The 23,949-nt window shown below is 72.9% G+C and carries 20 protein-coding genes and 1 riboswitch; of the genes, 9 read left to right on the top strand and 11 right to left on the bottom strand.

Features of this window, described 5'->3' with window-relative positions; translation table 11 throughout:
- Window positions 1–232: 232 nt before the first annotated feature.
- The 3 genes from AC0NH5_RS00455 to AC0NH5_RS00465 are packed head-to-tail and all read left to right on the top strand — an operon-like array spanning window position 233 to window position 2,302.
- On the top strand, window positions 233–670 hold the full coding sequence (locus AC0NH5_RS00455) for a TIGR03618 family F420-dependent PPOX class oxidoreductase (protein ID WP_474398521.1): 438 nt from the start codon (window positions 233–235) through the stop codon (window positions 668–670).
- 49 nt (window positions 671–719) lie between these two features.
- Window positions 720–1,628, top strand: a complete 909-nt coding sequence (locus AC0NH5_RS00460) for a TIGR03619 family F420-dependent LLM class oxidoreductase (protein WP_474398523.1) — start codon at window positions 720–722, stop codon at window positions 1,626–1,628.
- Window positions 1,629–1,648: 20 nt separating this feature from the next.
- Window positions 1,649–2,302, top strand: coding sequence for a carbohydrate-binding protein (locus tag AC0NH5_RS00465; RefSeq protein ID WP_474398526.1), 654 nt, complete (start codon window positions 1,649–1,651; stop codon window positions 2,300–2,302).
- Here AC0NH5_RS00465 and AC0NH5_RS00470 read toward each other — a convergent pair.
- A complete protein-coding gene (locus AC0NH5_RS00470; protein WP_474398528.1) occupies window positions 2,277–2,579 on the bottom strand; it encodes an Hsp20/alpha crystallin family protein in 303 nt (100 codons plus the stop codon). The two genes, AC0NH5_RS00465 and AC0NH5_RS00470, sit on opposite strands and share 26 nt — an antisense overlap.
- 98 nt (window positions 2,580–2,677) lie before the next feature.
- Here AC0NH5_RS00470 and dinB point away from each other — a divergent pair, with 98 nt between their 5' ends.
- Complete coding sequence (gene dinB, locus AC0NH5_RS00475) at window positions 2,678–3,853, top strand: DNA polymerase IV (RefSeq protein WP_474398530.1); 1,176 nt, start codon at window positions 2,678–2,680, stop codon at window positions 3,851–3,853.
- Between the two features lie 51 nt (window positions 3,854–3,904).
- Here dinB and AC0NH5_RS00480 read toward each other — a convergent pair whose 3' ends face one another.
- Window positions 3,905–4,867: a hypothetical protein gene (locus tag AC0NH5_RS00480; protein WP_474398532.1), complete on the bottom strand. Its 963-nt coding sequence runs from the start codon at window positions 4,865–4,867 to the stop codon at window positions 3,905–3,907.
- A 200-nt stretch (window positions 4,868–5,067) separates the two neighbouring features.
- Between AC0NH5_RS00480 and cobF the strand changes: the two genes are divergently transcribed.
- Window positions 5,068–5,838, top strand: a complete 771-nt coding sequence (gene cobF / locus AC0NH5_RS00485) for a precorrin-6A synthase (deacetylating) (RefSeq protein ID WP_474398535.1) — start codon at window positions 5,068–5,070, stop codon at window positions 5,836–5,838.
- Here cobF and AC0NH5_RS00490 read toward each other — a convergent pair.
- Both AC0NH5_RS00490 and cobN read right to left on the bottom strand, forming a co-directional pair.
- Window positions 5,811–6,308 (bottom strand): GNAT family N-acetyltransferase, encoded by a 498-nt coding sequence (locus AC0NH5_RS00490; protein WP_474398538.1) that lies wholly within the window; start codon window positions 6,306–6,308, stop codon window positions 5,811–5,813. The two genes, cobF and AC0NH5_RS00490, sit on opposite strands and share 28 nt — an antisense overlap.
- 42 nt (window positions 6,309–6,350) lie before the next feature.
- On the bottom strand, window positions 6,351–9,878 hold the full coding sequence (cobN, locus tag AC0NH5_RS00495) for a cobaltochelatase subunit CobN (RefSeq protein ID WP_474398540.1): 3,528 nt from the start codon (window positions 9,876–9,878) through the stop codon (window positions 6,351–6,353).
- 34 nt (window positions 9,879–9,912) lie between these two features.
- A riboswitch (cobalamin riboswitch) is annotated at window positions 9,913–10,036 on the bottom strand.
- 80 nt (window positions 10,037–10,116) lie between these two features.
- On the opposite strand from cobN, the gene AC0NH5_RS00500 reads away from it, so the two are divergent.
- From AC0NH5_RS00500 to AC0NH5_RS00515, 4 genes are all read left to right on the top strand, one after another.
- Entirely contained in the window at window positions 10,117–11,322 is a 1,206-nt protein-coding gene (locus AC0NH5_RS00500; protein ID WP_474398542.1) for a precorrin-3B synthase, read from the top strand.
- The gene (locus AC0NH5_RS00505; protein ID WP_474398544.1) at window positions 11,322–11,939 is read left to right on the top strand and encodes a precorrin-8X methylmutase; all 618 of its coding nucleotides are present in this window, start codon (window positions 11,322–11,324) and stop codon (window positions 11,937–11,939) included. The genes AC0NH5_RS00500 and AC0NH5_RS00505 overlap by 1 nt, the downstream gene beginning before the upstream one ends.
- 4 nt (window positions 11,940–11,943) lie before the next feature.
- Entirely contained in the window at window positions 11,944–13,509 is a 1,566-nt protein-coding gene (locus tag AC0NH5_RS00510; RefSeq protein WP_474398546.1) for a precorrin-2 C(20)-methyltransferase, read from the top strand.
- 156 nt (window positions 13,510–13,665) lie between these two features.
- Window positions 13,666–15,231: a cellulase family glycosylhydrolase gene (locus AC0NH5_RS00515; RefSeq protein WP_474398548.1), complete on the top strand. Its 1,566-nt coding sequence runs from the start codon at window positions 13,666–13,668 to the stop codon at window positions 15,229–15,231.
- On the opposite strand, the gene AC0NH5_RS00520 is transcribed toward AC0NH5_RS00515, so the two are convergent.
- From AC0NH5_RS00520 to AC0NH5_RS00550, 7 genes are read right to left on the bottom strand one after another with little or no spacing between them, the layout of a single operon-like run.
- On the bottom strand, window positions 15,168–16,361 hold the full coding sequence (locus tag AC0NH5_RS00520) for a glycosyltransferase family 4 protein (RefSeq protein WP_474398550.1): 1,194 nt from the start codon (window positions 16,359–16,361) through the stop codon (window positions 15,168–15,170). The genes AC0NH5_RS00515 and AC0NH5_RS00520 overlap by 64 nt on opposite strands.
- Window positions 16,336–17,577 carry a glycosyltransferase family 4 protein gene (locus AC0NH5_RS00525; protein ID WP_474398553.1) on the bottom strand — a complete coding sequence of 414 codons (1,242 nt, stop codon included), beginning with the start codon at window positions 17,575–17,577 and terminating at the stop codon, window positions 16,336–16,338. Before AC0NH5_RS00525 ends, AC0NH5_RS00520 begins: the two co-directional genes overlap by 26 nt.
- Window positions 17,574–19,040, bottom strand: coding sequence for a lipopolysaccharide biosynthesis protein (locus AC0NH5_RS00530; RefSeq protein ID WP_474398555.1), 1,467 nt, complete (start codon window positions 19,038–19,040; stop codon window positions 17,574–17,576). The genes AC0NH5_RS00525 and AC0NH5_RS00530 overlap by 4 nt, the downstream gene beginning before the upstream one ends.
- Window positions 19,034–19,849, bottom strand: a complete 816-nt coding sequence (locus tag AC0NH5_RS00535) for a hypothetical protein (RefSeq protein ID WP_474398557.1) — start codon at window positions 19,847–19,849, stop codon at window positions 19,034–19,036. The genes AC0NH5_RS00530 and AC0NH5_RS00535 overlap by 7 nt, the downstream gene beginning before the upstream one ends.
- Window positions 19,849–21,834 carry a DUF6541 family protein gene (locus tag AC0NH5_RS00540; RefSeq protein WP_474398559.1) on the bottom strand — a complete coding sequence of 662 codons (1,986 nt, stop codon included), beginning with the start codon at window positions 21,832–21,834 and terminating at the stop codon, window positions 19,849–19,851. The genes AC0NH5_RS00535 and AC0NH5_RS00540 overlap by 1 nt, the downstream gene beginning before the upstream one ends.
- On the bottom strand, window positions 21,831–23,018 hold the full coding sequence (locus AC0NH5_RS00545) for a glycosyltransferase family 4 protein (RefSeq protein ID WP_474398560.1): 1,188 nt from the start codon (window positions 23,016–23,018) through the stop codon (window positions 21,831–21,833). Before AC0NH5_RS00545 ends, AC0NH5_RS00540 begins: the two co-directional genes overlap by 4 nt.
- A complete protein-coding gene (locus AC0NH5_RS00550) occupies window positions 23,015–23,851 on the bottom strand; it encodes a glycosyltransferase family 2 protein (protein WP_474398563.1) in 837 nt (278 codons plus the stop codon). Before AC0NH5_RS00550 ends, AC0NH5_RS00545 begins: the two co-directional genes overlap by 4 nt.
- Window positions 23,852–23,949 lie beyond the last annotated feature (98 nt).

The following is a 23,949-nucleotide window of genomic DNA, read 5'->3' on the forward strand; positions in this document are numbered from 1 at the left end:
CCATGTCGGCCCGCCTCGGCCGGCACCCACGCATGATCCTCACGCTGTCCGGCTGCGTGGTTGCCGGCTGAGGGCGCTCGACCGGCGCTGACGCATGATCCTCGCGCCGGGAAGCTGCCTCAACGCCAGCCGCACAGCCCGAGCCGGCGCCCACGCATGATCCTTGCGGGTGGATGCTGCGTGAGCGCCGGCCGCGGTGGGTGGGGCGTAGGGTCGGGGCGGGGGTGGTGGGATGACGACACTCGAGGATGCCTGGGAGCTGAGCCGGGACGAGAGCGGCCTGGCGATCGTCTCGACGGTGCGGGCTGATCAGACCGTGCAGTCCACACTGGTCAACACCGGGATCGTGAAGCATCCGGGTGACGGGACGCCGGTGCTGGCGTTCGTGACCTACGGGGCGGTGAAGCTGCGCAACCTGCGGGAGCGCCCGCAGCTGGCGGTGGCGTTCCGGAGCGGCTGGCGATATGCGACGGTCGAGGGCCGGGCGCTGCTGGCGGGGCCCGACGACGCTCAGCCGTGGCTGGACCCCGAGCGGCTCCGGTTGCTGCTGCGCGAGATCTTCACGGCGGCCGGCGGCACCCACGACGACTGGGACGCCTATGACCGCACGATGGTCGAGCAGCGCCGGACCGCGGTGCTGGTCACGCCGACCCGGGTCTATGCGTCCTGAGGTGCGGCACCGGCACGGGTGGCGAGCCCGCGCAGGTTAGGTTCTCAGCATGCTGATCAGTTTCGGTTGTCCGGTCTCGGGGGCGTGGGCCCGGCCGGAGACGCTGGCCCGGGTGGCACGGCTGGCGGAGGAACGCGGATATCACGGGCTCTGGGCGTTCCAGCGGCTGCTGATCGGCCGGGGCCAGGAGCTGGCGCCGGTCTATCACAGCGTGCTCGATCCGATCGTGGCGCTGACCTGGGCGGCCGCGGCCACGACGCGGATCCGGCTCGGGGTCTCGGTGATCAATCTGCCGTACCTGGCGCCGGCCTACCTGGCCAAGCAGGCAGGCACGCTGGACCGGCTGTCAGGTGGCCGGTTCGACCTGGGGCTGGGCACCGGATGGTCGGAGCCGGAGTTCGTGGCGACCGGGTCCGACCCGAAACCACGGGGACGGCGGACCGAGGAATACCTGGCGGCCCTGCGCACGCACTTCACCGGGGAGGAAGGCTCGTTCGAGGGCACCCTCTACACCGTGCCGGCCAGCCGGATGCTGCCCGCGCCGGTGCAGGCCGGTGGGCCGCCGGTGCTGCTGGGCGGAACCGCGGAGATCGCTCTGCGCCGGGCCGGGCGGCTGGCGGCCGGATGGGTCAGCAGCAGCCGGGCGACGCTGGAGGAGATCACGCGCGGGGCGCGGATCGTCCGGGAGGCCGCCGAGCAAGCCGGGCGCGACCCGGCGTCGATGCGGATCGTGGTGCGCGGGGTGGTGCAGGCGGGGCGCCGGGACGAGGCGGTGCCGCTGTCCGGGTCGTGGGAGCAGATCCGGGACGGCGCCGCGCGCTATGCGGAGGCCGGCGCGACCGAGCTGTTCTACGAGCCGAACTGGGATCCGCGCATCGGTGGGCCGGACGCGGACCCGCGGAGCGCGGCTGCGCTGGGTGTGGAGATCCTCGAAGGGCTCGCGCCGGAACGCGGATAAGTGCTGGCTACTCTGGTGCGGTGGACCATGGATCGCCGACTGTCTACCGCAGCCGTTCGTGGAAGATCCGGCGCCGGGCGCTGATCGCGCTCGGCGTCGGCGCTCTCGTGATGACGGGCTATGTGATCGGGCAGTGGGGAGACCCGCCCGCCGTGCAGCCGGCGGCGGCTTCGTCGCCGGCGTCGGCCGGCTCTGCCTCGCCGGTCGAGCCTTCGACGGGGACGGAGCCCTCGGCGGAAGCTGCGGTGGAGCCCTCGGCGGAAGCCGCGCCGGCGCCTTATCCGCTGCTGCAGGCGGAGGCCGCGACCGAGCTGGCCGGGATCCAGACCGAGGGCACCCAGGACGAGGGCGGCGGCGAGAACGTCGGGTGGATCACCCGCCACGATCACCTGCGGTTCGACAACGTCGACTTCGGCGCAGTGCCGGCCACCAAGGTGCGGATCCGGGTGGCGTCGGAGGCGGCCGTCTCCGGCCGGCTCGAGATCCGGCTGGACAGCCGGGAGAGCCCGCCGATCGGTGAGCTGTCGATCAGCAACACGGGCGGGTGGCAGAGCTGGCGCACCGGCGCGGCAGCGCTTCAGCCGGTGACCGGCGTGCACACGGTGTTCGTCACGTTCACCACCACCGACGACAGCGAGTTCGTGAACCTCAACTGGTTCCAGTTCGAGCACTGACCTTCGCGCGGGGGATCCGCACGGTGCAGACGCCGTTCTCGTAACGGGCCTCGAGCCAGTCGGTGTCCAGCGTCTCGGCGAGCTGGATCCGCCGTTCCGCGACGCCGTCCGGCTTGCGCTCGGCACGCACGGACAGGTCGCCGTCGACGCTGACGTCGATCGACGCCGGGTCCGCCCCGGGCAGGCTGATGTCGATGAAAAGGGTGTCGTCCTCGCGGTGGGCGTCGAGGCGGGCGCCGGTCTCCCTGGTCGCGAAGACGCGGGCGGTGAGGTGCATGGTGGGCTCCTCAGTTGATCGAGCGTGGTTGATGCACGTGGAAGAACCGCGGCACTGATCCGCGAATTCCCTCGAACATCTGTACTAAGGTGCTGGATGTGATCCTGCATGCCGATCTCGATTCCTTCTACGCCTCGGTCGAGCAGCGCGACGATCCCGCACTGCGCGGGCGACCGGTGCTGGTCGGTGGCGGCGTCGTGCTGGCCGCCAGCTATGAGGCGAAGGCCTTCGGGGTGCGGACCCCGATGAGCCTGGGCCGCGCCAAGGCGCTCTGCCCGCACGCCGTGGTCGTGCCACCGCGGATGTCGGCGTACTCGAGGGCCAGCAAGGCGGTGTTCCGGGTTTTCGACGACACCACTCCGATCGTCGAGCCGCTCTCCATCGACGAGGCTTTCCTCGACGTCGACGGCCTGCACCGGATCCGGGGCGGCCCGGTGGAGATCGCCCACCGGCTGCGCGCCGACGTCCGGGAGCGCGTCGGCCTGCCGATCACGGTGGGGGTGGCCGGCACCAAATTCCTGGCCAAGGTGGCCAGCGGCGCCGGCAAACCGGACGGGCTGCTGGTCGTCCCGCTCGGCGAGGAGCTGGCCTTCCTGCATCCGCTGCCGGTGGAGAAGCTGTGGGGTGTCGGCCCGGTGACCGCGGCGAAACTGCGGGACAGGCACATCCACACGGTCGGGCACGTCGCCCGGATCGGCGAGGCCGCGCTGATCGCCATGCTCGGTGAGGGCGCCGGCCGGCATCTGCACGCGCTCGCGCACAACCGTGACCCGCGCCGCGTCCGCACCGGTCACCGGCGCGGCTCGATCGGCGCGCAGTGCGCCCTGGGCCGTCGTGCCCGCCCGTTCGCCGAGGTGGAGGCCACCCTCGCCGCCCTGGTCGACCGGGTCACCCACCGCATGCGCAAGGCTCACCGGGCCGGGCGCACGATCACGATCCGGCTCCGCTTCGACGACTTCACCCGCGCGACCCGCTCGCGCAGCCTCCTCAAGGCCACCATGCAGACCGGCGCGATTCTGCGGACCGCCGAGGAGTTGCTGCGCGAGGCCCGTCCTCTGATCGAGGAGAAAGGGCTGACGCTGGTCGGGGTCGCGGTCAGCAACCTGGACGGCGACGGCAACGTGCAGCTGGAGTTCCCCTTCGACGACCCCGGCAACGACGGCCTGGACGCGGCGGTCGACCAGGTCCGTGACCGTTTCGGGTCAGGCGCCCTGCGCCGGGCCGCGATGATCGGGCGCGAGCTGCACCCATCGGTGCCGATCCTGTCCGACTGACCCCGCCCATTTGAAGCCCTCAGCGGCACCGCACACCGGCCGTTCACCCCGCTATTCGGTTCGCCCCAGAGCCCGTACCAATTCATCGATCAATGCCGGATCCTCCTCCAGCATCCGTCTGATGCTTTCGCCGACCTGCTCCGGGCCGATCGCGCTCCGCACGTCCAGGTCCTCGGCCGCGGCGTTGCCCAGCACTCTCGCCTGCACCTCCTCGAACAGCCGGCCGTCCTCGCTGAGCAGTTGGGCCATCAACGCCGCGACGAAACGTTCCCGCGCGTCCACATCGCTGGTCCCGGCGCTGAAACTCTCGAGTGCCCCGACGAGCTCTCGTGACGGCTCCTCACCAACAGTCGCCGTGGCCCGGATCGGACCGTCATCCGGCGCCGGTTCGGCGGCGATGGCACCACGAGCGGTTCGTTTCCGCGACACCAGGTTCCACGTGGACCGCATGGCCGGGAGCGCCTGGTTGTTCCATGCCGACTTCACCGCCGGCGCCGCCTGCTGGGTCAACGCCGTCTTCGCAGCCGGCAGTGCCTGCTGAACCAACCACCTCTCGACGTGCGGCGCGGCCGCCACGGCGGCCCGCTTGGCGGCTTCCAGAGCCAGAGCCGTGACCAGATCCTTGAACTCCGAGGAGGCCTTCCCCGGCCCCGCCGACCCCGGCCCCGGGCCGTCCCCGTCCGGAATGAACGTGCCGTGGTCAACGAGCTTCCCGTCACTGTTGTACAGATTCTGGTGAAGTCCACCCGCTCTGGACATTCCTGGAGTCAGCCCATCGGGATACTCAAAACGGCCTCTGACGCTAGCCATCGCACACCATGAACGGCACTGTATCCAAGTCCCGTCCGCGCTCAAATCCTCCGAACGCCATTCCCCTTTCACCCATTCGGCAGGGCATTCGCAAGGTAGAGATACGCGGCGGCGGACTGCATCGCGGCCATGAACGCGGCACAATGCAACCTTGGTTGCGATCGCGGTAAAGCGATCGCGAGGAATGCGCTCGATGCCGTCCACCGCACGACTGGCGACGGGGTGGGCCGGTCCCAGCGGGATGGTCACGCTGCGGCGGGCGGGCCAGGAACTGGCGGCCGGTCAGGACCGCCGGTGCGGGACGGACCGGTCGACCCGGCCGGTCGCCACCACCGGCCCCGGCCGGGGTCGTCGCCACCCGCCCCGGGCGTGGTGCATGCCGGCGGACCAGGCAGACTCGCGGGGTGCGGAAGATCTATGTGATCGGGATCGGCGCGGGCGACCCGGACCATCTGACCCTGCAGGCGGCCAAGGCGATCGGGCGGACCGACGTCTTCTTCCTGTTGGACAAGGGTGAGACCAAGCAGAGCCTGATCGATCTGCGGGAACGGCTGATCCGGGGTTATTCGCACCCGCGCAAGAGGATCGTCGAGGGGCGGGACCCGGACCGGGACCGGACGCCCGCCGATTACACCGGCACGATCGCGGACTGGCGGCACCGGCGGTCGGTGGTCGTCGAGGAGCTGATCGCCGAGCATCTGAAGGACGGCGAGGTCGGCTCGATCCTGGTGTGGGGGGATCCGTCTCTCTACGACTCGACGATCGCCATCCTCGAGGAGATTCTCGGGCGGGGGGCGGTCGCGTTCGAGTACGAGGTGATCCCGGGGATCAGCAGCGTGTCGGCGCTGGCGGCCAAGCATCGGATCGGGCTCAACCGGGTGGGGCAGCCGTTCCAGGTGACCACCGGGCGGCGGCTCGCGGAGGGCTGGCCGGAGGGCGTGGACGACGTCGTGGTGATGCTCGACGCACATACGACATTTACTAAATATCCGGATGTGGACATCTACTGGGGTGCGTACGTCAGCACCGAAGACGAACTGCTCGCGTCCGGCCGGGTGGCGGACGTGGCCGGCGAGATCGTCACCACCCGCACCGAGGCACGCGAGCGACACGGCTGGATCATGGATACCTACCTGCTGCGGCGGCGTCAGACCCGGTCGAACGGCGAGGCATAGGCGAAGGCCCCGCGCAGCGAGGGCCGATAGGCGGTCAGCGTCCGCACCTGGAAGTGCGGCGCCCACTCCGCCACCGGCGGCGTGATCCCGACCTCGGCCGCGAGCCGGAACCCGAATCGGCAGTAGTACGCCGGGTCGCCCAGCAGCACGACCAGCGGCTCGTCCAGGGCGTCGGCAGCGCCGAGCACCGCGTGCACGAGCGCCTTGCCGACCCCGCGCCGCTGGTGGTCCGGGTGCACGCTCAGCGGTCCGAGCCCGAGCGACGGCGCGCCGCCCAGGTCCGCGCGGGTGCAGGCGACGTGGCCGACGACGGCGCCGTCCATGACCGCGACCAGTGACAGTGCGGAGATCCAGCCGGGATCGGCCCGGAGCTCATCCACCAGGTCGGCCTCGGCCGCCCGCCCGAAGGCGGCGAGCGTCACCGCATGGATCTCCGCCGCCTGTTCCGCCGTCTCCCGCTGCACGATCATCGGGCCAGCGTCGCCGCCGGGGGTGAGGGCACGCAACCGATTTCAGGCGGTGCCGTCCTCCAGATCGCCTTCGGTCTCCAGGTAGAGCTCCTGCAGCGCGCTCAGCGTCTCGGGCGCCGGCGAGTCCCACAGTTTCCGGTCGGCGGCCTCCAGCAGGCGCTCGGCGATGCCGTGCAGCGCCCACGGGTTCGACTGGCGCATGAACTCCTGGTTCTCCAGGTCGAGCACGTAGCTCGCGGCGAGCTGCTCGTACATCCAGTCGGTGACCACGCCGGCCGTCGCGTCGTACCCGAAGAGGTAGTCGACCGTCGCGGCCAGCTCGAACGCTCCCTTGTAGCCGTGCCGCCGCATGGCGGCGATCCAGCGCGGGTTGATCACCCGGGCCCGGAAGATCCGCGCGGTCTCCTCGGTCAGGCTGCGGGTGCGTGTCTGGTCCGGGTTGGTGGAGTCACCGATGTACGCCGCCGGAGCCTTACCGGTCAGGGCGCGAACCGTGGCGATCATGCCGCCGTGGTACTGGAAGTAGTCGTCGGAGTCGGCGATGTCGTGCTCGCGGGTGTCGATGTTCTTGGCCGCGACGTCGATCCGCCGGTACGCGTTCTCCATGTCCGGCCGCGCCGGCACCCCGTCCAGGCCCCGGCCGTATGCGAAGCCGCCCCACACCGCGTAGACCTCGGCCAGGTCGGCGTCGTCCCGCCAGTTCCGGCTGTCGATCAGCGGCAGGATGCCCGCGCCGTACGCCCCCGGCCGCGACCCGAAGATCCGCATGGTCGCGCGCCGCCAGTCGCCGTGCTGGTCCTGATCGCGCAGCGCGTGCTCACGGACGTAGTTCTCCGGCTCGTCGAGTGCGGCGATCATCGTGAACGCGTCGTCGAGCATCGCCACCACGTGCGGGAACGCGTCCCGGAAGAATCCGGAGATGCGAACCGTGACGTCGACGCGCGGCCGGCCCAGCTCCTCGCGGGGGATCGGCTCCAGGCCGGTGACGCGGCGGGAGGCCGGGTCCCAGACCGGGCGGACGCCGATCAGCGCGAGGATCTCAGCGATGTCGTCGCCGGCGGTCCGCATGGCGCTGGTGCCCCAGGCGGAGAGGCCGACCGAGCGGGGCCAGTCGCCGTAGTCGGCGCGGTACCGGGTGAGCAGCGAGTCGGCCATCGCCTGGCCGGTCTCCCAGGCGAGCGAGCTGGGGATGGCCTTGGGGTCGACCGAGTAGAAGTTGCGGCCGGTGGGCAGCACGTTGATCAGCCCGCGGAGCGGGGAGCCGGACGGGCCGGCCGGGACGTACCCGCCGTCCAGCGCGTGCAGCACGTTGGTGAGTTCGTCGGTGGTCCGGGCGAGACGGGGTACGACCTCGGCGGCGGCGAACTCCAGCACCCGGTTGACGTCCGGATCGTCGGAGAGATCCACAGAGGTGGGCCAGCCCGCGGCCTCCATCTTGACGATCAGCTCACGGGCCTCGGCCTCCACCCGATCGGTTTCGGCCGTCGACGCGTCCTCGGCCAGACCCAGCGCCTCCCGCAGGCCGGGGAGAGCGGCCACCTGCCCGGCCCACATCTGCCGGGCGCGCAGCATGGCCAGAACCAGGTTGATCCGCGCCTCGCCGGCCGGCGCCGCCCCAAGGACGTGCAGGCCGTCCCGGATCTGCACGTCCTTGACCTCACACAGCCATCCGTCGATGTGCATGATGAAGTCGTCGAACTCTTCGTCGTCCGGGCGGTGCGCCTGCCCCAGGTCGTGGTCCATCTTGGCCGCCTGGATCAGCGTCCAGATCTGCGCCCGGATCGCCGGCAGCTTCGCCGGGTCCAGCGCCGCGATGTTGGCGTGCTCGTCGAGCAGCTGCTCCAGCCGGGCGATGTCGCCGTACGACTCGGCCCGGGCCATCGGCGGGATCAGGTGGTCGACGAGCGTCGCGTGCGCCCGCCGCTTCGCCTGGGTCCCCTCCCCCGGGTCGTTCACCAGGAACGGGTAGATCAACGGCAGGTCGCCCAGCGCCGCGTCGGTGCCGTCCGAGGCCGACATCCCGACGTTCTTGCCCGGCAGCCACTCCAGGTTGCCGTGCTTGCCGACGTGCACCACCGCGTGCGCGCCGAAGTCGTCGGCCAGCCACCGGTAAGCGGCCAGGTAGTGGTGGCTCGGCGGCAGGTCGGGGTCGTGGTAGATGGCCACCGGGTTGGCCCCGAAGCCGCGCGGCGGCTGCACCATCACCACGATGTTCTCGTCGCGCAGCGCCGCCAGTACGATGTCGCCGCCGTCCACGTAGAGCTCACCCGGCGCCGGGCCCCAGTGCTGCTCCACGCTCTGCCGGAAGTCGGCCGGCAGGCCTGAGAACCACTGCCGGTAACGGTCGCCGGAGATCCGCACCGGGTTCGTCGCCAGCTGCTCCTCGGTGAGCCAGTCCGGGTCCTGCCCGCCGGCCGCGATGAGCGTGTGCATCAGCCCGTCGCCGTCGTAGGAGCCGAAGTTCCCGATCCGGTAACCCCGGCCGGCGAGGGCGGCCAGCAACGCGACCGTCGAGGCAGGGGTGTCGAGACCGACCGCGTTGCCGATCCGCGAGTGCTTCGTCGGGTAGGCCGACAGCATCAGCGCGATTCGGCGGTCGGCGGGCGGCACGTGCCGCAGCCGGGCGTGCGCCAGCGCGATGCCGGCCACCCGGGCGGCCCGTTCCGGGTCGGCCACGTAGACCGACAGACCGTCCGGGTCGATCTCCTTGAACGAGAACGGCACCGTGATGATCCGCCCGTCGAACTCGGGGATCGCCACCTGGGTGGCCGCGTCCAGCGGCGACAGCCCGTCGTCGCTGGCCTCCCACGTCGCCCGCGAGCTGGTCAGGCACAGCCCCTGCAGGATCGGCACGTCCAGGTCGGCGAGCACCCCGACGTCCCACGCCTCGTCGTCGCCACCGGCCGAGGCGGTCGCCGGTTTCGTCCCGCCGGCCGCCAGCACCGTCACCACCAGAGCGTCCGCCTTGCGCAGCTCGGCGAGCAGGTCGTCCGGCGCGGTCCGCAGCGAGGCCGTGTAGATCGGCAGCGCCCGGCCGCCCTTCGCCTCGATCGCCTGGCAGAGGGCCTCGACGAACGCGGTGTTCCCGGCCATGTGGTGAGCGCGGTAATAGAGGACCGCGACCGTCGGTGAGCCCTCCCCCGACTTCCGCGGCAGGACGCCCCACTGCGGCGCGGCTTCGGCGGGCGCGAACCCGTTGCCGGTCAGCAGCACCGTGTCGGAGAGGAAGTCGTGCAACGCGGCCAGGTTGGCGGAGCCGCCCTGCGCCAGGTACACGTGGGCGTCCGCCGCTACACCGGCCGGCACCGTGGAGAGCTTCATCAGATCGGCGTCCGGCGCCTGCTCACCGCCGAGCACGACCACCGGGGTCTCGCCGCCGAGCAGCGTGTCCAGGCCCTCTTCCCAGGCCCGGCGCCCGCCCAGGATCCGCACCACGACCAGCGAGACCCCGTCGAGCAGGGCGGGCAGGTCGTCCACCGAGGTCCGGGCCGGGTTCGCCAGCCGCCAGGCCGAGCCGCTGGCCCGGGCGCTGAGCAGGTCGGTGTCGGACGTCGACAGCAGCAGAAACACGCGTGCGCTCCCCTCGGGGTCCGCGCCCCGGGTAGTAGAGATCACGGCGACCGGAGTTCCTGGCTCCCGGGCGAGACGCCCGGTGACAGTGGCGGGACCGCGCCGGAATCGCACCGGCTTCCTCCGCGGCGTCGCCGCCGTTCTCAGACACGCTACTCGATGCCGGTGACAGCTCCGGCTGTGATGCTGCCGACCCGAGGATGCACCCGGCACGGTGACCGGTCGTAGTATCCGCACGGTGACCTCCCCCCGCTCCTCCGACGTCGACGCCTGCCCGGGCGCGCTGCGGCTGCACGCCGCCGCCGACGGGCTGCTGGCGCGCGTCCGGCTGCCCGGGGGCGAGGTGACCGGCGCTCAGCTGGGCACTCTGCGGGCGCTGGCCGAGGAGTTCGGCGACGGCTGCCTGGAGGTGACCTCACGGGCGAACCTCCAGCTCAGAGCACTTCGAGCGGGGGACACAGAGGTCTTGGCGGCGGGCTTGCGGGAGGCGGGGCTGCTGCCTTCGCCGGCCCACGACGCGGTACGCAACATAGCGGCGCCCCCGTTGGCCGGCGCGCGAGAACGGCACCTGGTCCGGGCGCTCGACGCAGCGATCCTCGCCGATCCCGAGCTGGCCCGCCTGCCCGGGAAGTTCCTGTTCGCGATCGGTCACGTGCCGCTCGCCGCCGACGTCGCCGCCGTCTGGTCGGGCGACTGCTTCGCGATCCGGTTCGCCGGTCACGACACCGGTCTGCGGGTCACTGCCGAGCGGGTCGCACCGACGCTGGTGACCGCCGCGCACGCGTTCCTGGCCGAGCGGGAGGCGCAGCGCGGTGCCGGCCCGGCGGCGTGGCGGCTGCGGGAGCTCGGCGACGGCCCGGCCCGGGTCTCGCAGCGGGTGGCCGCCGCGCTCGGGCTGACTGCCGGCGCTGTGCGGGCGGCGGCACCGGCCGCCGGGCCGGCGCCGGGTGACCTGCTCGGCCTGCTGGAGCAGCCGGACGGACGGTCCGCGGTCGGCGCTCTGGTGCCGTTGGGACGGCTGTCGCCCGTACCCCTGAAGGTTCTGGAGAAGGCCGAACGGCTGGTCGTCACGCCCTGGCGTGGGGTGATCGTGGCCGATCTGGCAGCAGGCGCGGCACCCGGCTGGGCCGATCGCCTGATCGCGTCCGGGCTGCCGGTCGCGGCAGACTCCCGGTGGGTCGGGGTGACCTCGTGCGCGGGCCGTCCCGGCTGCGCGAAGTCGCTGGCCGACGTCCGCGCCGACGCCACCGCGGCATCGACGTTCGTCGACGGCCTGCCGGTCCACTGGGTCGGCTGCGACCGGGCCTGCGGCAGCCCGGCCGGCCGGCACGTCCAGGTCCGGGCGACCAGCGCCGGTTACCTGGTGACCCGTTCCCCCGACGAGGCCTCGCCCGGTGTCCCCGAGTCGCTCGGGGACGCGGTGGCGGCGGCGAGGAGACCCTGATGGAGTACGTGCGCGACGGCGCGGAGATCTACCGGCGTTCGTTCGCCACCATCCGGGCCGAGGCGGATCTCGCCGGGCTGCCCGCCGACGTCGCCCGGGTGGTGGTCCGGATGATCCACGCCTGCGGGATGGTCGACCTGGTGGAGGACGTCCGGTTCAGCCCCGGCGTGGTGACCGCGGCCCGCGGGGCCCTGCTGGCCGGCGCCCCGATCCTGTGCGACGCCGAGATGGTCGCGTCCGGGGTGACCCGCAGCCGCCTGCCGGCCGGCAACGAGGTGCTCTGCACGCTGCGCGACCCGGCCGTGCCGGCGCTCGCCGAGAGGATCGGCAACACCCGCAGCGCGGCCGCGCTCGACCTCTGGGGCGACCGGCTGGGCGGCGCCGTGGTGGCGATCGGCAACGCGCCGACCGCGCTGTTCCGGCTGCTCGAGATGGTCGAGGCCGGCGCACCGAAACCGGCCGCGGTGCTCGGCATCCCGGTCGGTTTCATCGGCGCGGCCGAGTCCAAGGACGCGCTCGCCGCCTCCGGGCTGGAATACCTGATCGTGCGCGGCCGCCGTGGTGGCAGCGCGATGACCGCGGCCGCGGTGAACGCGTGCGCATCGGAAGCGGAATAGGTTGATGACTGACGACACGAACCGGACCGGGCGGCTCTACGGTGTGGGGCTCGGCCCCGGCGACCCCGAGCTGGTGACGGTGAAGGCGGCCCGGCTGATCGGCGCCGCCGACGTGGTGGCGTACCACGCGGCCCGGCACGGGCGCAGCAACGCCCGCGCGATCGCCGCCGGTTACCTGCGCGAGGGGCAGATCGAGGAACCGCTGATCTACCCGGTCACCACCGAGACGACCGACCACCCCGGCGGCTACCAGGGCGCCATCGACGAGTTCTACGCCGAGTCCGCGGCCCGGCTCGCCGCACACCTGGACGCGGGCCGCGACGTGGTGGTGCTCGCCGAGGGCGACCCGTTCTTCTACGGCTCCTACATGCACATGCACAAGCGGCTCGCCGACCGGTACGAGGCGACCGTCGTGCCCGGCGTCACCTCGGTGAGCGCCGCGGCTGCCGTGCTCGGCCGCCCGCTGATGGAGCGCGACGAGGTGCTCACCGTGCTGCCCGGCACGCTCACCACCGACGAGCTGACCGCCTGGCTGGCGAAGACCGACTCGGCCGCCGTGATGAAGCTCGGCCGCACGTTCGAGAACGTCCGGGCGGCCTTCGACCGGGCCGGCCGTCTCGACGACGCCTGGTACGTCGAGCGCGCCACCACCGATCGGGAGCGGTCCGTCCCGCTGCGTGACGTCGACCCCGAGTCGGTGCCGTACTTCTCGCTCGCCCTGCTGCCCAGTCCGGCGGCGAGCGAGTTCGTCCGCCCCCAGAGCCCCGCCGGCCCGGCCGGCATGGTGAGCCTCGAGGGCGCCGACATGGCCCGGGCCCCGGGCGTGGGCAGTGTCACCGTGGTCGGGCTGGGCCCCGGGTCCCGGGACTGGCTGACCCCAGAGGCGCAGGCCGCGCTCATCGCGGCTGACGACCTGGTCGGCTACGGGCCGTACGTGGACCGCGTGCCGCCGAACCCCCGGCAGCGCCGGCACTCCTCGGACAACCGGGTCGAGGCCGAGCGGGCCGCCTTCGCGCTGGACCTGGCGAAGAACGGGCGGCGGGTGGCGGTGGTGTCCTCCGGTGACCCCGGCGTGTTCGCGATGGCCGCCGCCGTGCTCGAGGTGGCCGAGGAGCCGGAGTGGAAGGACGTGCCGGTACGCATCGTGCCCGGTCTGACCGCGGCGCAGGCGGTGGCGAGCCGGGCCGGCGCTCCGCTCGGGCACGACTTCTGCATCCTCTCGCTCTCCGACCGGCTCAAGCCGTGGTCGGCCGTGGAGAGCCGGCTGGCGGCGGCCGCCGCCGCCGACCTGGTGATCGCGATCTACAACCCGGCCTCGAAGTCCCGCCGCGACCAGCTGATCCGGGCTCTGGAGCTGTTGCGCGAGCACCGTGCCGCCGGCACACCTGTGGTGGTCGGCCGGGACGTCGGCGGTCCCGGGGAGTCGGTCCGGGTCACCACGCTGGCCGGGCTCGACCCGGCGACCGTGGACATGCGCACGCTGCTGATCATCGGCTCGTCGCAGACCCGCGCGGTCACCCGCGGTGACGGCACCACTGCCGTCTACACGCCGCGTCACTACCCGGGCTGAGCACCATCGGCGGCGGGCGGAGAAATGAAGCGGGCGCTGCGGTCCGCTCCCGCCCCGCAACCGGACTGCATCGAGGCGAACCCTGTCCCTTGGGCACCGATCAACCGAATGGAGGGGCCACTGAAAAAGAAGACCTTTTGAAAAGGGCCGACCCCCGTGAATAGTGCACGCACCCGGGCCGCGATCGTGGCCTCCTCGCTCCTGCTCGCCGTTGCCCTTCCCGCGGGCGAGACCCTCGCCGCACCGAAGGTCACCCCGACTCCGAAGGCTGCGGCCCCCACGACCCCCACGAAGGCGCCCGCCCCGGCCAAGACCACCGCGACGCCCGTCGCCAAGGTCCAGAATGGGACGGTGGCGACGCTGAACAGCCGGCTGGACGCGGTCCTCTCGGCCCGGACGATCAACTACTACCCGTCGAACGCCGGGTGGTCGGCGATGTGGACGTCCTTCGACGCGACGAAGATCGACGCGGACATGGCGAAAGCCGCCGCGCTGGGCGCCGACAACGTCCGCATCATCGTCTTCCCGCAGCAGTTCGGCTTCCCCACGCCGAAGGCCGAGTACACCGAGCGGCTCCGCAAGTTCGTCAGCATCGCCGGCGCGCACGGGATGACCGTCAAGCTGACGCTCTTCGACTGGTGGGCCGGCTACGCCGACGCCGCCGGCAGCGCCGCCTGGGCGAAATCGGTCATCGCACCGTACGCGACCGACCCGCGGGTGCTCTCGGTGGAGCTGAAGAACGAGTTCTCGCCGGCCGACACGGCCGCCGTCGCGTGGGTGCGCAAGCTGATCCCCGCCGTCCGGCAGGCCGCGCCCACCATGCCGCTGACCCTCTCGGTCGACGCGCAGAGCGGCGCCGCCGGCATGGCAAAGATCAAATCAGCGCTGACCGGCACCCCGCTCGACTACTACGACTTCCACTTCTACGGCGCCTCCGAGCGGGCCCTCGCCGAGATCGACCGGGCCAAGGCCGCGGTCAGCCCGGACCCGATCGTGATCGGGGAGACCGGCCTGAGCACCGCGGTCAGCAGCGAGGGCGACCAGGCCGCGTTCCTGGCCCGGGTGTTCCAGGCCGCCAGGTCCGCCGGCGTGCGGTCGGTGGCGCCGTGGACGCTGTACGACTTCGCCACCGGCGCGATCCCGTCCAACTCGCAGGTCTCCAAGGTCCCGGCGCAGTACAAGTTCGGCCTGCACCGCGCGGACGGCACCGCCAAGCCCGGCGCGGCCGTGGTGCGCACCGCGTGGACCGGCGGGACGCTGACCAACAGCATCCTGGACCTCGGCTTCGAGGCCGCCCCGGGCGCCTCGCCGTGGCGGCCGTACCTGGCCGACGCCGGAGCCGGCGTGCGCGCCAACGACGCGGCCCGCAGCGGCACCTGGTCGGTGCGCTTCACCAACACCGCGCGCAGCGGCAGCAACGTGCCGTCGATCCGCACCTCGCCGATCGTCCCGGTGCGGGCCGGCCGCGCCTGGCACGCCGAGGCGTGGGCCCGCGGCGTGAACGTGACCGGCACCAACGAGATCGCGCTGAGCTGGTTCGACATCAACGACAAGTGGCTCGGCCAGAGCGTGTCGAAGCAGGTCGCCAAGGGCACCAGCGGCTGGACCCGGCTGACCGTCGACGCGGTCGCCCCGGCCGGGGCCACCAGCGTCCAACTTCACCTCAAGTCGGGCGACAACAAGGGCTCGGTCTGGTACGACGACGTGGCGCTCACCGACTGAACCCCGATCCTGGCCAGCAGCCGGTCGTACGCGTCGACCGTGCGCTGCCAGGAGGACGGATCGCAGTGCCGCCGGCCGGACAGGCCGGCGGCACGCTGGATCGCCGCCCGCAGCTCCCCCGGCACGCCGGGCTGCACGAACACCGTCCCGCTGTAATCCTCGGCCGCCTCGACCAGGCCGCCGACCGCGGTGACCACCACCGGCAGGCCGTGGCTCATCGCGATGTGCAGCGGCCCGCTGGCCGAGCTCCGCCGGTACGGCAGCACCACCACGTCCGCGCTCGCGAAGTACTCGTTCACCTCGGCGTCGGCGACGTAACGGTTGACGAACGTGATCCGGTCCCGGGCCCCGGAGGCGGCGATCAGCTCGCCGGGCAGCGTCCAGCCCTCCCAGGTCTCCCCCACCACGGTCAGGTGATATCCCGGCCCGAGCGCGGCGAACGCCTCGACCAGATCCTCGAGCCCCTTGTACGGCCGGATCGTGCCGAAGAACAGCAGCCGGCACACACCGGGCGGCGCCGGCGTCCGGTCCACCGCGTGGTGGTCGAACGGGCCGTGCAGTGCCACCTCGGCCGGGAGGTCGCCGAGGTCGTACGCCGCGTCCAGGGCCGCCAGGTCGAACCGGGAGTGCACGATCACCCCGTCGGTGCGCCGCAGCAGCGGCCGGATGCACGACCGCACGTACCTCGCCGCCCAGCGGTGCCGGGCCTCGCCGGTGTCCTGCACCTCGTGGAACTCCACCACCACCCGGATGCCCAGCGAGCGCGCGGCGAGACACAGCACCAGGTACGAGTGCAGCACCGCGCCGGTCCACCACTGCAGCACCAGCACGTCGGGCCGGAGCTCGCGGAGGAAGGCCACCGCACGGGCCAGGCTCGGCACCGCCCACCAGTCGACGCCGTCGAAGACGCGTACCCCCTCGGCGTAGCGCAGCTCGGTGAGCGACCGGCCGACCCGCTCCCGTCCCGGGTAGAGCCGCGCCGGCAGCAGCCGGCGCATCAGGATCGTGCCCACCTCGAAGCGCTCGGCGAGCGCGTTGCTGAGCCGGCAGGTGTAGTAGCTGATCCCGGAGAGGAATCGCCACCCCGACCCGACGACCAGGACCCTAGTGTTCGGCTGCGATGCAGGCACGGTAGACCTCCTCGATCTGCGGTACGACACGGGCCGCGGTGAAGTCGAGCCCGCGCTGTCGACCGGCCGTGCGCAGCCGCGCCGCCAGGCCGGGGTCGGTGAGCACGCGCAGCAGCGCGGTGAACAGCCCGTCCGGGTCGCGGGGCGGCACCAGCAGGCCGTTCACCCCGTCCTGCACGACGTCAAGCAGGCCGCCCGAGGCGGAGGCGACCAGCGGGGCGCCGGCCAGCATCGCCTCCACCGCCACCTGGCCCATCCCCTCCAGCAGCGACGGCACCACCCCGGCGGCGGCGCCGCGCCAGGCCGCCATCACCTGCGCGTGCGGCACGTCGTGCCGGACCAGCACACCGGGCGGGATCGGCGGGGTGTCGTCGCGCTGCGCGCCCAGGCAGACCAGCGCCGGTGCCGGACCCGGGCCCGGCCAGCTCGCCGCCAGCCTCCGATAGGCGGTGAACAGCACGTCGATGCCCTTGTGTGGGCCGAGCTGCCCGACGAACAGCAGATAGGGGCGGTCCGGCAGCCAGTCCGGGCGCGGGGTGACCCGGGCCAGCTCGTCCAGACCGTCCGGGACCAGGCTGGAGAGCACCCGCACCGGCAGGTCGCCGGGAAGCCGGGCCTGCTCCAGGGCGGCGGCGACCGACGACGAGATCGCGGTGAGACAGTCGATGCCCCGGTGCCGCTGCGCGCGCAGGCCGGCGGTGAGCACCGCGGAGCGGGGCCGGCCGTACTGCGTCGACGCGCAGGGCAGGCACCGGGCCAGGCCCGGGCCGGGACAGCGCCGGCCGTTGCGGTGATAGGTCTTGCGGACGCACGTCAGCCCGAAGTCGTGCGCGGTGTGCACGTGCGGCAGGCCGACCGGGCCGAAGTGCAGCGGCAGATAGCTGTACATCAGCCAGTCGTGGCTGTGCACCAGGTCGAAACGATGGTCGCGGAGCACGCGCGCGATGGCGAGGGTGGTCAGCGGGTCGGGAACCGTCGGGTGGAACGGCTTGCCCGGGTCGCTGTTGAGGCCGGGCAGCAGGGTGTTCGCGACACTGCGGACACGCAGGACCCGTACCCCGTTGATCACCTCGTCGTCCGGCGCGGCCGGCGTCGCCAGCGTGAGCACGGTGACCTCGTGCCCCCGCCGGACCATCTCCTCGCCGCTGGTGGCGATGCTGCGCTCCAGGCCACCGATGACCGGCGCGTAGAGGTTGGACAGGTGCAGGATCTTCATCGGGTCCTCCGGGTTGCCGGTTCGCCGCCGGCTTGTCGCCGATCAAAAGCCTCTGCTGGTACGACCGCACGCCCGCCGTGCCCGGCTCCCGGCGCTGCCGCGAGGCCGCCGGTCGTGTGCCGGTCCCGCAGCACGACGAGCGCGACGAGCAGGGCGCTCGCGGTCTGCCCGGCCAGCCAGGAGATCCCGGCGCCGGCCACTCCCGAAGCGGGCAGCAGCCCCCAGGTCAGCACCAGGCACGCGCCGGCCCGGACCGCGTTGAGGCGCCGGCACCTGCGGAACTCGCCCCGCGAGCGCCAGTGCGCCACCGCGAGGTTGGTGACCGCGTCCGGGAACGCGGCGATCACCAGGATGGTGAGCAGGAGTCCGCCGGCTTCCGCGTACCCGGGGCTGAACAGGCCGAGGATCCCCTCGCCCGCGACCAGCAGCACCACGGCCGGCAGCCCGACGACGGCGCCCACCACCAGCGCGGCGCGGCGCACGCTGACTCCTGCGGCGCTGGACCGGGCGGCATGGATCGCGCCACGGGATCGGGCGGCATGGGTTGCGGCGCTGGACCGGGCGGCGCCGGCCGCGGAGGCGTTGGAGCGCTCGGCGTAGAGCGCGGACGCGACCGCCGGGGAGACCATGAACAGCATCGACGCGGTCATCCAGGCCAGGTAGAAGTGCGCGGTCGCGTCCGCGCCGAGCCGGGCGGTGACCAGCACCGGGAGCAGCGCCGCCGGCCCGGCCTGGGTCAGGTTGATCAGGTGGTGACCGGTCAGCGAGGCCCGCAGGTGCGGCAGCTCGGCGGCCACCCCGGTGACACCCAGCCGGGCGCCGGGCCGCAACCGGCGGAAGCCCCGAGCCATCGTGACCGCGCTGACCAGCAGAATCGGTAGCGTCCAGGAGATCAGGACGGCGCCGGCGCCGAGCGTGGCACCGGGACCCTGCGCGGCGGCGAGCACCGCCAGGGTGACGATCTTCCCGGTGGCCAGGGCCAGGTTGCGCAGCAGCATGCGGTGCCCGGCCCGATGCGCGACGTAGACGTTGTCCAGCAGTGTCGTCAGAGTGATGGCCACGGCCGTGCCGATCAGCGCGGTCACGCCGGTGAAGCCGGCGAGGAAGCCGAAGTTGCCGGCCACCGCGGGCGCGACCAGCGCGACCACGGTGGCGGCGGTCGCGGTCGCGGCGGCGCCGAAGACCAGCCCGCCGCTGACGATCCGGGACCACGAGCCGCTGCCGGCGCCGGGCAGGCGCTGGATGAACATGTGCCCGGCGCCCAGGTTGGTGATCAGGCTGACCGCGGTCGCGGCGGAGATGAGCGCGGTGGCGGCGCCGATCGCGGACTGCGGAGCGGACCTGGCGGCCAGCATCCAGTACCCGTAACCGAGTCCGCCATTGATCACCGTGGTGGCCATCAGAAGGAGACTGTTGCGGGCCAGCGAGTCCCGCGTCAGACGGCGGGCCGCGGTGATCAGCATGTGGCACGCCCCGGCGCCGCCGGCCGGTGGGCATAAAATCCGGTGCTGGCCCTGTCCACGCTGATGCTGATCGCGCGCAGGCAACCGTCGGCGGGTGGCGCCGGCACACGTACTTTCAGGGTGCTTGCGGTGTCCGCGGCGACCGTCACCGGCCGGGATGCGATCAGCAGCCCGCCGACGCTCACTCGCAGCAGCGTTGTTGTCGGGCCCAGACCGGAACTGACCACTCGAACCGGCACGGTCAGCCCGCGCGCCGGCACCGCGACCGGCCGATCGATCCGGGCCGCCCAGCCGCCCAGCGCCACGCTGAGGTAGCCCGGCTGGGCGGGGCGCGGCGCGGCCAGATAGGCGCGGACCGCGATCCCGCCGATCGCGAGCACCAGCACGGCCGGCACGGTCACCGCCGGCGCGATCCGGGCGGGCGCGGAAGCCGGCGATCCGGTGCCACCGGTTCGCTGGGCAGGGAGCCGGCGCCTCGCCAGGCTTTCGCGGACCAACGCGGCCGCACCCAGCACGGTCACCACCACCGCGCCACCGATCGTCAGCGGCAGCGGCCGGACCGGTGCGCCGGCGGCGTGCAGGCCGAGAGCGATCAGCGGCAGCGTCGCCAGCCCGGCCACCGAGGCGAAGCCGAGCCGGGCGACCGGCAGCCCGCGCTCGACCGGCAGCCCGGCCGAGGCGCGCAGCCACAACTCCCCGGTGGCCAGCAACGCGATCATGCAGAGCGGCAGGGCGAGCCAGGCGCGCCGGTCCGCCGCCAGGACGAGACCGAGGCAGAGGTACGCGCAGAGCACCAACCGGACAGCCATCACAGTCCCCCACGGATGACGCGCCCGAGGCTGCTGAAGTCGAACCGGTAGATCGCGACGTGCGGACCGTCGTACATCTTGATCAGCCAGGGCAGGTGGTCGAACTTGGTCAGCTGGGCCCGGCTGAACGCGGGCTTGCCGTCGTGCGGGATCGGCTCGTTCGTCTCGAAGTAGATCCGGATGTCCGGCACCTGCTCGGACATCCGCCGGTCCACGATCAGGAACTCGAACCGCCAGCTCCGCAACTGCTCCAGCAGCGCCGCCGGGACGGGCCGGCCGGGCTGGGTGAGGTAGAGGTCGTACGCCGGAAAGGTCTCTGAGCCGGTGGTCGGCTCCTGCTCGCCGTAGGAGCCGAAGATCAGGCCGGAGTAGCGGTCGGCGACCAGCCGGGCCTCGCGTCCCTGGGTCTCCCGCAGCCATGCCGCGGCGGCCAGCACCTCGGGGGTGGCCGCCCGGGTGTCCGACCCGAACACCGGCGGGCCGGGGAAGCGGTAGGAGGGGTTCATCCCGGCCGCGTTGTTGCCGACCAGCATCAGCGCGCACGTCGCCAGCAGCGCCGCACCGACCCCCAGCGACCGCGCCCGTCGGCCCGGGCTGTGGCCGGCGGAAGTGTCCGAACCGGATCGGCCGATCCGGCGGTGTGCCCGGTCCAGCAATGCGATGATCAACGGGGCGACCACCACGGCGATGCCGAGGTAGCTGAACGCCCACGACCGCCGTGCGCCCTCCGCCCCGGACGGGGTGAGGATCAACAGCGTCGCCGGGAAGTACAGCGCGGCTACCAGCAGCATCGCGCCGCATCCGGCCCGGGTGAGCGGCTCCGCGCGGTGCCGGCGGCGCCACCACAGGGCCGCCGCCGCGGTGGTGAAGAGCAACGCGACGCCCGGCGCCGCGAACGCCGACTGCTGCTCCCACCACGGTGCGATCGACTGGTTGAACAGCGTGCGGCTGCCGGAGCTGCCGCCCGCCATGCCGCCGAACTGGTCCAGGGCCCGCCCGAGGTACGGGTTGAGGTAGTTGTCGGTGCGCGGCGAGACGGCGCCCATCCAGACCGCCACGATCAGGCCGGCGCCACCGGTCAGCGCCCAGGCCATCCGGGCGGGCCCGGCCAGAGTTCGGTCGCGGAGAGCACCGGCGGTGCAGGTCAGGGCGAGCAGGCCGAGCACACCGATCAGCCAGAGCGCGGTGAGGTGGTGGGTCGCGATGATCGCGACGGCCAGCACCAGGGCGACTCCCGCCCATCCGGCCCGCACCCCGGCCGTCGCCGCCTGCATCGCGCGCAGCGCCGCGACCAAGGCCCAGACGAGCACCGCGATGGCCAGTGACTCGTAGCCGAGCTGGGTGTCGAAGAACAGGAACGAGCTGTTCAGGCTGTAGACGACGGCGGCCGCCGCGCCGATCCGCGGGTCCGGCCACAGCTGCCCGGCCAGGGCGGCGACGCCGAGGACCAGCAGGAGGTGGGCCAGGATCAGCGCGATCAGGGCGGCGTGCCAGACGGTGAGCCCGGTCAGCGAGGCGAGCGACGCCACGGTGGCGTGCAGCCCGGGATAGTCGCCGATCACCCGGACGATCGCGTTCTGTTCGAAGAGCCGGCCGTCGAGGAGGATGTCGTGGCTCTGGCCCCAGTGCGCGTACTCGTCGTGGTAGAGCGGGCCGGCCGGGTTGCGCAGCAGCTTGGGCAGGTAGGTGAAGCAGGCGTAACCGGCCAGCACCGCGAGCCGCAGCCGGGCCCCGGTGCCGCGGCGGACCGCCCAACAGGCGGCCGGCAGCGTGAACACCAGCATCCCGGCCCAGAACCAGCCGAACTGGCCGCTCTGCTCCCACTCGGCGCGCCGGTACGCGACGACCAGGGCGGCAGCGCCGGCAGCCGCGGCGGCGGTCAGGGTCACGGCGCATCCGGCCGCCGCGGCCCAGGTCCGCCCCGCGGGTTCGGCACGCCGGCCGGCGGACCGGCCGGTGACGGGCTCGGCCGTCGTGGCTGTCATCGAGCGACGGCCTCCGCGGGCGCCGGCCGGCCGGCCACGGCGGCGTAGACCTCGCGTGTCGCGCCGACCACGTCGGCCCAGCTGGGCAGCGTGGCGGGGCGGGCGCGCCCGGCCGCCGCGGCGGCGCTCAGGGCCGCGGCCAGCGCCTGCTCGTCCTCCGGGTCGGCGAAGAACAGCCGGATGCCGCTGTCGTGCGACAGTGACGGGCCGTGCGACGACGGGCCGTGCGACGACGACGGGCCGTGCGACGGGGCCGGGGCCGACGGGTGGTGCGGCTGCCCGGTGGCCAGCGCGGCCACCTCGGCGTGCGCCGGCAGTGGGGAGGCGACGGTGGGCAGGCCGGCGGCGAGCGCGTCGGCCACCGCCATCCCGAACGCCTCGTGCGCGGAGGCGGAGACAGCCGCGGAGGCCTGCGCGAGGCAGGCGCTGAAGGCGGCGTCGTCGAGGCGCCCGTGGAACACCACCTGGCCGGCGAGCCCGAGCCGGGCGGCGAGCTGGCGCAGCTGCGCAGCCACCGGTCCGGTGCCGACCACGTCGAGCCGGTGGTCCGGGCTGAGGTGCGCCATCGCCCGGATCACCCGGTCCACCCGCTTGTACTGCTCGAGCCGGCCGACACAGAGGATGCGGCGTACCGGGGACCGGGGCGCCGGCGTGCTCGGCCGTGCGTCGGTCCCGTTCGGGATGACCACCGCGCGCTCGCCGACCTCGGGGAAGTCCCGCCGGACCAGCTCGCGTTCGGCCGCCGTGACGCAGACGACCGCTCCGGCACGGGCCATGATGGTCCGCCCGAGCGGCCGGTAGACCGGGTGCAGGGCGGCACGGAACCGGCTGTGCCCGGTGCCGTGGTAGTGCGGGGTGAAGACCAGCGGCGCCCGGTTGCCCAGCGCGGCGCAGAGCGCGGCGAGGGCGTGGTAACTGTGCGCGTGCAGGACGTCGTACTCCTCGGCGTGCGCGCTGAGCCAGCGCCAGAGCGGCACCGAGAGCCGGTAGTTGCCGGCCGGGACGGTCAGCGGGAAGCGGCGGACCAGCACGCCCTCGACGACCTCCTCGGACCGGGTCGCGTGCTGGGTGATCACCTCGACGTCGTCGCCGGCCGCGGCCAGCCCCGCGCAGAGCCGCCGCACGTGCGTCTCCACCCCGCCGATGTCCGGGTGGTATGCGTTCGAGACGACAGCGATCCTCATCGCACCTGCCGTTCCGGCATCCGCCGGGCGCCGGTGGACCGGCGGGGCCGCCATTCGCGGGCGATGGTCCGCAGCACCCGCAGGCCGTCGGTGAACGCGTTCAGGTTGCTGACCCCGTGGATGCGGGAGTGCTCGAAGCTCGCGACCTCGACGATCTCCAGCCGGGCCCGCGCGGCACGCAGGTTCAGCAGGGTCTCGATCTCGAAGCCGTCGCCCCACAGCCGCCCGTCGGCGGTGTCCGGAGCCGGCGAGGTGCTGTCCAGCTGGAAGATGTCCAGGTGCCGGGCCCAGAACGCGTTGTAGCCGTAGCAGAGGTCGCTGTATCGGGTGCCGAAGAGCATGTTGACCAGCACGCTGAGGAACTTGTTCCCGGCCCGGCGCAGCCGGGTGATGTCGGCGCTGCCGCCGGACGGCCGGAACCGGGAGCCCTTGGCGAAGTCGGCGCCGGAGCGCAGGGTCTCCACGAAGCTCGGGATCTCCAGCGGGTCGGTCGAGCCGTCCGCGTCGATCATGACGATGATGTCGCCGGTGGCCGCGGCGAACCCGCAGGCCAGCGCGTTGCCCTTGCCCCGGCGGTTCTGGTGCACCACCTTGATGTCGGGGCGCAGCCGGCAGGCGACCGCCACGGTGTCGTCGGTGGAGCCACCGTCCACCAGCACCACCTCGTCCACCTGGGGCAGCCGCGCGAAGACGTGCGGCAGGTTCTGGGCCTCGTTCAGCGCCGGGACGATGACACTGACCGTGGGTTCGTACGGTCCGCCGGGAACCGGTGGTGCGGTGACGATCCGTTCGACGCCGGTCTGGCCGGGAAGCACACGGTCGACCGTGGGCATGTCTTTCTCCGATCGGGCAGGGTGGAGCCGGCCCGGTCCGGGCCGGAAACCTGGGTGCGGAAATCAGAAACGGGATGCCGGATCGGGCTCCCGGAAGG

This window comes from Actinoplanes sp. 13, assembly GCF_056134165.1.

Bases quoted from the DNA above. Each gene is read 5' to 3' on its own strand.
- AC0NH5_RS00505 (WP_474398544.1), top strand. From the start codon at position 11,322: ATGGAGTACGTGCGCGACGGCGCGGAGATCTACCGGCGTTCGTTCGCC.
- AC0NH5_RS00545 (WP_474398560.1), bottom strand. From the start codon at position 23,018: ATGAGGATCGCTGTCGTCTCGAACGCATACCACCCGGACATCGGCGGG.
- AC0NH5_RS00550 (WP_474398563.1), bottom strand. From the start codon at position 23,851: ATGCCCACGGTCGACCGTGTGCTTCCCGGCCAGACCGGCGTCGAACGG.
- AC0NH5_RS00525 (WP_474398553.1), bottom strand. From the start codon at position 17,577: ATGAAGATCCTGCACCTGTCCAACCTCTACGCGCCGGTCATCGGTGGC.
- AC0NH5_RS00455 (WP_474398521.1), top strand. From the start codon at position 233: ATGACGACACTCGAGGATGCCTGGGAGCTGAGCCGGGACGAGAGCGGC.
- AC0NH5_RS00540 (WP_474398559.1), bottom strand. From the start codon at position 21,834: ATGACAGCCACGACGGCCGAGCCCGTCACCGGCCGGTCCGCCGGCCGG.
- AC0NH5_RS00470 (WP_474398528.1), bottom strand. From the start codon at position 2,579: ATGCACCTCACCGCCCGCGTCTTCGCGACCAGGGAGACCGGCGCCCGC.
- AC0NH5_RS00510 (WP_474398546.1), top strand. From the start codon at position 11,944: ATGACTGACGACACGAACCGGACCGGGCGGCTCTACGGTGTGGGGCTC.
- AC0NH5_RS00535 (WP_474398557.1), bottom strand. From the start codon at position 19,849: ATGGCTGTCCGGTTGGTGCTCTGCGCGTACCTCTGCCTCGGTCTCGTC.
- AC0NH5_RS00460 (WP_474398523.1), top strand. From the start codon at position 720: ATGCTGATCAGTTTCGGTTGTCCGGTCTCGGGGGCGTGGGCCCGGCCG.
- AC0NH5_RS00490 (WP_474398538.1), bottom strand. From the start codon at position 6,308: ATGATCGTGCAGCGGGAGACGGCGGAACAGGCGGCGGAGATCCATGCG.
- AC0NH5_RS00530 (WP_474398555.1), bottom strand. From the start codon at position 19,040: ATGCTGATCACCGCGGCCCGCCGTCTGACGCGGGACTCGCTGGCCCGC.